The organism is Streptomyces sp. SID1328, assembly GCF_009865595.1.
GTDB lineage: Bacteria > Actinomycetota > Actinomycetes > Streptomycetales > Streptomycetaceae > Streptomyces > Streptomyces griseoluteus.
This window is the reverse complement of record NZ_WWKH01000880.1, coordinates 1-8,714: the sequence shown is the minus strand read 5'-3', so window position 1 is coordinate 8,714 and position 8,714 is coordinate 1. Positions and strand designations below refer to the sequence as shown.

General features: G+C 71.4%; 5 protein-coding genes. All 5 read left to right on the top strand.

Translation table 11 applies throughout. The features are described 5' to 3' along the window. The first annotated feature begins 27 nt into the window (after positions 1-27). The 5 genes from GT030_RS28360 (at position 28) to serA (ending at position 8,577) form a co-directional block, all read left to right on the top strand. Positions 28-3,027 (top strand): EAL domain-containing protein, encoded by a 3,000-nt coding sequence (locus GT030_RS28360; protein ID WP_161203523.1) that lies wholly within the window; start codon positions 28-30, stop codon positions 3,025-3,027. Between the two features lie 253 nt (positions 3,028-3,280). After that, positions 3,281-5,131, top strand: a complete 1,851-nt coding sequence (locus tag GT030_RS28355; RefSeq protein ID WP_202460661.1) for an acetolactate synthase large subunit — start codon at positions 3,281-3,283, stop codon at positions 5,129-5,131. A 30-nt stretch (positions 5,132-5,161) separates the two neighbouring features. Further along, positions 5,162-5,686, top strand: coding sequence for an acetolactate synthase small subunit (gene ilvN / locus GT030_RS28350; RefSeq protein WP_031181749.1), 525 nt, complete (start codon positions 5,162-5,164; stop codon positions 5,684-5,686). A 109-nt stretch (positions 5,687-5,795) separates the two neighbouring features. Further along, the gene (gene ilvC, locus GT030_RS28345; RefSeq protein ID WP_086690498.1) at positions 5,796-6,794 is read left to right on the top strand and encodes a ketol-acid reductoisomerase; all 999 of its coding nucleotides are present in this window, start codon (positions 5,796-5,798) and stop codon (positions 6,792-6,794) included. 181 nt (positions 6,795-6,975) lie between these two features. Continuing rightward, a complete protein-coding gene (serA, locus tag GT030_RS28340) occupies positions 6,976-8,577 on the top strand; it encodes a phosphoglycerate dehydrogenase (RefSeq protein ID WP_086690496.1) in 1,602 nt (533 codons plus the stop codon). Positions 8,578-8,714: the final 137 nt, after the last annotated feature.

The following is an 8,714-nucleotide window of genomic DNA, read 5'->3' as shown; positions in this document are numbered from 1 at the left end:
CGGCGCGACCCGGACCGGGAGGGCGCGGTGAGCGCGCCACCGGTGACCACGCCCGCGCTCGACGGGGCGCCCCGCGCGCCGCAGCAGCCCGTCCGCACGCCCCCCACCCGGCCACCGGCAGCGGCCGGCGACGGATCGCGGCTCACCCAGCAGCTCGCCCTCGCCCTGATCTGCGCGGCCTACGCCGTCGGCTCGGCCTTCGACTGGGGAAACGAGCAACTCGCGCTCTTCATGGGGGACTTCGGGCTCAGCGCGGCGGCCGGCACCGCCGCCGTCTCCTGCTTCCTCTACGCCCGCAACCGCCGCGTCCGCTTCCGCCCCGCCTGGCTGCTCTTCGCCCTCTCCTCCGCGATGGCCGCCCTGGGCAACGCGGTCTGGGGGTGGTACGAGGTCGTCCTCGAACGCACCGTGCCGAGCCCCAGCTACGCCGACCTGTTCTTCCTCTGCTTCGCCCCGCCCGCCATCGTGGGCCTGCTGGTCCTCGCCAAACGCCCGGCGAGCCGGGCCGGCTGGATCTGCCTCACGCTGGACGCCTGGCTCATCGGGGGCTCGCTGCTCACCCTCTCCTGGAGCCTGGCGCTCGCCCAGACCGCCCGGATCGACGGACCGAGCGTCGAGCACACCGCCCTCTCGCTGGCCTACCCCCTGCTCGACATCGTGCTGGTCAGCATGGTGCTCGCGCTGCACTTCCGGCGCAGTCCGGGCAACCGCACCGCCGTCAACACCGCGATCGGCGCCCTGGCGCTCACCGTGATGTGCGACGCGCTGTTCACCTCGCCGCTGCTGCACAGCAGTTACCGCTCCGGCCAGCTGCTGGACGCGGGCTGGTTCGCGGGCTCCCTGCTGCTCGCCTACGCCCCCTGGGCCGCACCCAGGGGGCGTGAGGGCGGGAGGGGCGCGTCCGAGACCCGGGTGCTGCACGAGCACGTGCCGGGCCAGCGCGGTCCGTCCACCGCGCAGCCGCACCCGCCGGGCACGGAGGGCCACCGGTACCCGTCCGGGCGGCCGCTCACCGGCTCGCTGGCCGCCCTCACCCCGTACCTCGCCGCCGCCGTCTGCACGCTGGGCATCCTGTACAACGTGCTCAACGGGCGCCGGCCCGACCACGTGGTGCTGATCACCGCGGGCGCCGTGGTGCTGGCCCTCGTCATCCGCCAGGGCATCATGCTGCTGGACAACATCACCCTCACCCAGGAACTGGCGCAGAAGGAGAACCACTTCCGCTCCCTGGTGCAGGGCTCCAGCGACGTCATCATGATCGCCGCGCCCAACGGCGTCCTGCGCTACGTCTCCCCGGCCGCCGCCGGGGTCTACGGCAGCAGCGCAGAGGCCCTGATCGGCACCGAACTGGCCGCGCTGATCCACCCCGAGGACCTGGGCTGCGTGGTGCACGAGGTGCGCCGCTTCCTGGCCGCCGACCCGGTGGCCGAACCCACCACCCGCATCGAGTGCCGCTTCCGCTCCGGCCGGGGCGGCTGGCTCAACGTGGAGTCCACCGTCAACCGGCACCACGGCGGGCTGATCTTCAACAGCCGGGACGTGACCGAGCGGGTCCGGCTCCAGGCCCAGCTCCAGCACAACGCCGAGCACGACCCGCTCACCGACCTGCCCAACCGCGCCCTGTTCACCCGGCGCGTCCAGCAGGCCCTGTCCGGGCGCCGGGCCACCGACCGGGGCGCCGCCCTGCGCGGCACGGCCGTGCTCTTCATCGACCTCGACGGCTTCAAGGCCGTCAACGACACCATCGGCCACCAGGCGGGGGACGAGCTGCTGATCCAGGCCGCGCGCCGGCTCCAGGACTCCGTGCGCCAGGGGGACACCGCCTCCCGGCTCGGCGGGGACGAGTTCGCGGCCCTGATCACCGGCGACGGCACCCGCGACCGGGCCGCCCGCGAGCGGCACCTCCTGGAGCTGGCCGACCGGCTCCGGCTCACCCTCTCCCAGCCGTACGCCATCGACGGCAACGATGTCCGGGTCAACGCCTCCATCGGCGTCGCCTTCGCCGAGCCCGGCCTCGGCGCGGGCGAGTTGCTGCGCAACGCCGACCTGGCGATGTACCGGGCCAAGGCCGGCGGCAAGGGCCGGGTGGAGCTGTACAAGCCGCAGATGCAGCAGGACGTGGTCCGCAAGGCCGAGCTGGCCGGGCGGCTGCGCGCCGCGCTGCACGAGGGCGAGTTCGCGCTGCTGCACCAGCCGGTGGTGTGTCTCAACGGCGGCCGGATCGCCTCGGTCGCCACCCACGCGCGCTGGCGCTCCGCCCAGGGGGTGCTGTTCACCCCGGCCGAGTTCCTGCGGGTGGCCGAGGACGGCGACCGTACGGCCGAGCTGGAGCGCTGGATACTCCAGGAAGCCGTCGAGCAGGCCGCCGAGCGCGCCGCGGGCGGCCTCGTCGTCCCGGTGTCCGTACGGATGAGCGCCCGGCGGCTGCTGGACCGCTCGCTGCCGCTCGGCTCCATCGAGGCGCTGCTCACCCGGCACGGACTGCCGCCCGGCGCGCTGATCATCGAACTGTCCGGCACCGACCCGCGGATCTCCCAGGACGAGCTGGAGCGCCGTCTGACCGCGCTCAGCCGCCTCGGGGTGCGGATCGCGCTCGACGGCTTCGGCAGCGGCCACGCGGCCATCACGGCGCTGCGCAGGCTCCCCGTGGACATCCTCAAGCTCGACCGCGGGCTGATCGAGGGCGTCGTGGAGTCCGCCCGGCTGCACAAGATCACCAGCGGGCTGCTGCGCATCGCGGGCGACCTCGGCCTGCAGACCGTCGCCGAGGGTGTGGACCTGCCGGAACAGGTGGTCGCGCTGCGCGCCATGGGCTGCACCCACGGCCAGGGCATGGCGTTCGCCGGGCCGGTGGACGAGTACCGGCTGCGCCGGGCGCTCGCCTCCGGCCGCTTCCCGGTGCCGCACGCCCCCGCCGAGCCGGTCTTCGCCGGGAAGGGCGCCGGGCTCTACTCCGGGACCATGTCCACCGTGTTCGGCGGGACGGTGCTCCGCTCACATGATGAGACGGCCGTCCCACCCACTTGACACATGGTGCGCGCCGGGGGGAGGGTCAGTGCCATGCGCACCCGAATTCTCGTACTTGGAAAGCGCGTCGGCTGAGCTGGGGCTTCGTCGGACACCGTCCGGGAATCCCAGCACCCCTCACCGACGCGCTCCCCTCGCTTGCCTTGCGGCACGGGGGGTTTTTTGTTGCACGAGTGACCCTCGTGCGGCCCCCCCGCTCCGCACCCAGACCGCCCGAACCTCGCAAACCCTCAAGCTCGAGAAGAGAATGACGATGACCGAGCAGGCCACCGGGGCCCACCATCCGCAGCCGCGGCCCCGATCCGGAGGACAGCACTCCGCCCCCGTCGAGCACGTCACGGGTGCGCAGTCCCTCATTCGCTCGCTCGAGGAGGTCGGGGTCGACACCGTATTCGGCATTCCCGGGGGCACGATCCTTCCCGCGTACGACCCGCTGATGGACTCCCAGCGGGTGCGCCACGTGCTGGTCCGTCACGAGCAGGGCGCGGGCCACGCGGCCACCGGGTACGCGCAGGCCACCGGCAAGGTCGGCGTGTGCATGGCGACTTCGGGCCCCGGCGCCACCAACCTGGTCACCCCGATCGCCGACGCCAACATGGACTCGGTGCCGCTGGTCGCGATCACCGGCCAGGTGGTCTCCAAGGCGATCGGTACGGACGCCTTCCAGGAGGCGGACATCGTCGGCATCTCCATGCCGATCACCAAGCACAGCTTCCTGGTCACCAAGGCCGAGGACATCCCGAGGACGATCGCCGAGGCGTTCCACATCGCCTCGACCGGGCGCCCCGGCCCGGTCCTCGTCGACATCCCCAAGGACGTGCTCCAGGCGCGGACGACCTTCTCCTGGCCGCCCGCGACCGACCTGCCCGGCTACCGCCCGGTGACCAAGCCGCACGCCAAGCAGATCCGCGAGGCCGCCAAGCTCATCACCAGCGCCCGCCGTCCCGTCCTCTACGTCGGCGGCGGTGTGCTCAAGGCCGGCGCCACCGCCGAGCTGAAGGTCCTCGCCGAGCTGACCGGCGCCCCTGTCACCACCACCCTGATGGCACTCGGCGCCTTCCCCGACAGCCACCCGCAGCACGTGGGCATGCCCGGCATGCACGGCTCGGTCACCGCCGTCACCGCCCTGCAGAAGGCCGATCTGATCGTCGCCCTCGGCGCCCGCTTCGACGACCGGGTCACCGGGAAGCTGGACAGCTTCGCGCCGTACGCCAAGATCGTGCACGCCGACATCGACCCGGCCGAGATCGGCAAGAACCGCGAGGCCGACGTGCCGATCGTGGGCGACGCCCGCGAGGTGCTCGCCGACCTGATCCAGGCCGTGCAGAAGGAGCACAGCGAGGGCCACCGGGGCGACCACACCGCCTGGTGGAGCGACCTGAACCGCTGGCGGGAGACCTACCCGCTCGGCTACGAGACGCCGGACGACGGCTCGCTCTCCCCGCAGGCGGTCATCGAGCGCATCGGCCAGCTCGCCCCCGACGACACGATCTTCGCGGCGGGCGTCGGCCAGCACCAGATGTGGGCCGCCCACTTCATCCAGTACGAGCAGCCCGCGACCTGGCTCAACTCCGGCGGCGCCGGAACCATGGGATACGCGGTCCCGGCCGCGATGGGCGCCAAGGCCGGACAGCCCGGCCGTACGGTCTGGGCGATCGACGGCGACGGCTGCTTCCAGATGACCAATCAGGAACTCACCACCTGCGCCCTGAACAACATCCCGATCAAGGTCGCCATCATCAACAACGGCGCCCTCGGCATGGTCCGCCAGTGGCAGACGCTGTTCTACAACCAGCGCTACTCCAACACCGTGCTGCACTCCGGCCCCGACGGACCCACGGGCCCCAGCGCCGGCACCCGCGTGCCCGACTTCGTGAAGCTGGCCGAGGCGATGGGCTGCCACGCCATCCGCTGCGAGCGCCCCGAGGACCTGGACAAGGTCATCGAGGAGGCCAACGCGATCAACGACCGCCCGGTCGTCGTCGACTTCATCGTCCACGAGGACGCGATGGTGTGGCCGATGGTCGCCGCCGGGACCTCCAACGACGAGGTCATGGCCGCGCGGGGCGTCCGTCCCGACTTCGGCGACAGCGACCAGGACTGACCGAGGATACGAGCGAGAGAGACCACGACCATGTCCAAGCACACGCTCTCCGTCCTGGTGGAGAACACACCGGGCATCCTCGCCCGCATCGCCGCCCTCTTCTCCCGGCGCGGCTTCAACATCGACTCCCTCGCGGTGGGTGTCACCGAGCACGCCGACATCTCCCGCATCACCATCGTGGTGAACGTCGAGGACCTCCCGCTGGAGCAGGTGACCAAGCAGCTCAACAAGCTCGTCAACGTGCTGAAGATCGTCGAACTGGAACCCGGACAGGCCGTCCAGCGTGAACTCGTTCTGGTGAAGGTCCGCGCGGACAACGAGACCCGGTCGCAGATCGTGGAGATCGTCCAGTTGTTCCGCGCCAAGACCGTCGACGTGTCCCCGGAGGCCGTCACCATCGAGGCCACCGGCTCCGGCGACAAGCTGTCCGCGATGCTGAAAATGCTGGAGCCCTTCGGCATCAAGGAGCTGGTGCAGTCCGGCACCATCGCCATCGGACGCGGCGCCCGCTCCATCACCGACCGCTCCCTGCGCGCCCTCGACCGCAGCGCGTGACCCCCGGCCCGGCCGCCCCGAGGGGCGACCGGATGCCGAGACCCCGAAACCTTCCGTCCCCCCACCGCAATACGGTGGGCGCAGCACCCGCACCTCAAGGAGAGAACCAGTGGCCGAGCTGTTCTACGACGCCGACGCCGACCTGTCCATCATCCAGGGCCGCAAGGTCGCGGTCATCGGCTACGGCAGCCAGGGCCACGCCCACGCCCTGTCGCTGCGGGACTCGGGCGTCGACGTCCGCGTCGGCCTGCCCGAGGCCTCCAAGTCCCGCGCCAAGGCCGAGGAGCAGGGCCTGCGCGTGGTCACCGCGGCCGAGGCAGCCGCCGAGGCCGACGTCATCATGATCCTGGTCCCGGACCCGCTCCAGGCCCAGGTCTACGAGGAGTCCATCGCCCCGAACCTGAAGGACGGCGACGCGCTGTTCTTCGGTCACGGCTTCAACATCCGCTTCGGCTTCATCAAGCCCCCGGCCGAGGTCGACGTCTGCATGGTCGCCCCCAAGGGCCCCGGCCACCTGGTCCGCCGCCAGTACGAGGAGGGGCGCGGCGTGCCCTGCATCGTCGCGGTCGAGCAGGACGCCTCCGGCAACGCCTTCCCGCTGGCCCTGTCGTACGCCAAGGCCATCGGCGGCACCCGCGCCGGTGTCATCAAGACCACCTTCACCGAGGAGACCGAGACCGACCTGTTCGGTGAGCAGGCCGTGCTCTGCGGCGGCACCGCCGCCCTGGTCAAGGCGGGCTTCGAGACGCTGACCGAGGCCGGCTACCAGCCGGAGATCGCCTACTTCGAGTGTCTGCACGAGCTGAAGCTGATCGTCGACCTCATGTACGAGGGCGGCCTGGAGAAGATGCGCTGGTCCATCTCCGAGACCGCCGAGTGGGGCGACTACGTCACCGGCCCGCGCATCGTCACCGACGCCACCAAGGCCGAGATGAAGAAGGTCCTCGCCGAGATCCAGGACGGCTCCTTCGCCAAGAACTGGATGGACGAGTACCACGGCGGCCTGAAGAAGTACGACGAGTACAAGAAGCAGGACTCCGAGCACCTGCTGGAGACCACCGGCAAGAAGCTGCGCAAGCTGATGTCCTGGGTCGACGAAGAGGCGTGAGCCTCATGGCGGCCGGCGGCGCCCCCTGGCGGGGTGCCGCCCGCCCGGCCGCCGCGCCACTACACTGCTGCACAACAAACGCGTCAGGCCCACAGTGTCGTGCGTCTTCCACGCGGCTAGCACCCCTCCACCGCCAGCGGCCGTCGGGACGGCCGTCCGCAATGGACTTGTGAGGACTCACGTGAGCTCGTACCCCAGTCGAAAAGCCACGGTACTCATCGCTGAAGAGCTGTCGCCCGCCACCGTGGACGCACTCGGGCCGGACTTCGAGATCCGGCACTGCAACGGAGCCGACCGCGCCGAACTGCTCCCCGCCATCGCCGACGTGGACGCGATCCTCGTCCGCTCGGCCACGAAGGTCGACGCCGAGGCGATCGCCGCGGCCAAGAAGCTGAAGGTCGTCGCACGAGCCGGCGTCGGCCTGGACAACGTCGACGTCTCCGCCGCCACCAAGGCCGGCGTGATGGTCGTCAACGCCCCCACCTCCAACATCGTCACCGCCGCCGAGCTGGCCTGCGGTCTGCTCGTGGCCAGCGCGCGCAACATCCCGCAGGCCAACGCCGCTCTGAAGAACGGCGAGTGGAAGCGCAGCAAGTACACCGGCGTCGAGCTGGCCGAGAAGACTCTCGGCGTGGTCGGCCTCGGCCGCATCGGCGCCCTGGTCGCCCAGCGGATGTCCGCCTTCGGCATGAAGGTGGTCGCCTACGACCCCTACGTACAGCCCGCGCGGGCCGCGCAGATGGGCGTCAAGGTGCTGTCGCTGGACGAGCTGCTGGAGGTCTCCGACTTCATCACCGTCCACCTGCCCAAGACCCCCGAGACCCTCGGTCTGATCGGCGACGAGGCGCTGCGCAAGGTCAAGCCGACCGTGCGCATCGTCAACGCCGCCCGCGGCGGCATCGTCGACGAGGCGGCGCTGTACGCGGCGCTGAAGGAGGGCCGGGTCGCCGGCGCCGGGCTCGACGTGTACGCGAAGGAGCCGTGCACCGACTCCCCGCTGTTCGAGCTGGACCAGGTGGTCTGCACCCCGCACCTCGGCGCCTCCACCGACGAGGCGCAGGAGAAGGCCGGTATCGCGGTGGCCCGCTCGGTGCGCCTCGCCCTCGCCGGCGAGCTGGTGCCGGACGCGGTGAACGTCCAGGGCGGTGTCATCGCCGAGGACGTGAAGCCCGGTCTGCCGCTGGCCGAGCGCCTCGGCCGCATCTTCACCGCGCTGGCGGGCGAGGTCGCGGTCCGCCTCGACGTCGAGGTGTACGGCGAGATCACCCAGCACGATGTGAAGGTGCTCGAACTCTCCGCGCTCAAGGGTGTGTTCGAGGACGTGGTGGACGAGACCGTCTCCTACGTCAACGCCCCCCTGTTCGCGCAGGAGCGCGGTGTCGAGGTCCGCCTCACCACCAGCTCCGAGTCGGCCGACCACCGCAACGTGGTCACCGTGCGCGGCACTCTCGCCGGCGGCGAGGAGGTGTCGGTCTCCGGCACGCTGGCCGGTCCCAAGCACGTCCAGAAGATCGTGGCGGTCGGCGACTACGACGTGGACCTCGCGCTCACCGAGCACATGGTCGTCCTCAGCTACGAGGACCGTCCCGGTGTCGTCGGCACCGTCGGCCGGGTCCTCGGCGAGGCGGGCATCAACATCGCCGGTATGCAGGTGGCCCGTTCCACCGCCGGCGGCGAGGCGCTGGCCGTGCTGACGGTGGACGACACGGTCGACCCGGCCACGCTGGGCGAGCTGGCCCAGGAGATCGGGGCGACCTCCGCCCGGTCGGTCAACCTCGACTGATCCGCACCCCGAACGAACACACCGGAGCGCCGGGCGGACCCCTTGCGGGCCGCCCGGCGCTCCGGCGTTTCAGGGCCGCTCGGCGTCCCGTCCGCGCAGGGTCAGCGCGGCGCCGATCGCGGCCAGCACCAGCACGC

Bases quoted from the DNA above. Each gene is read 5' to 3' on its own strand.
- GT030_RS28355 (WP_202460661.1), top strand. From the start codon at position 3,281: ATGACCGAGCAGGCCACCGGGGCCCACCATCCGCAGCCGCGGCCCCGA.
- ilvN (WP_031181749.1), top strand. From the start codon at position 5,162: ATGTCCAAGCACACGCTCTCCGTCCTGGTGGAGAACACACCGGGCATC.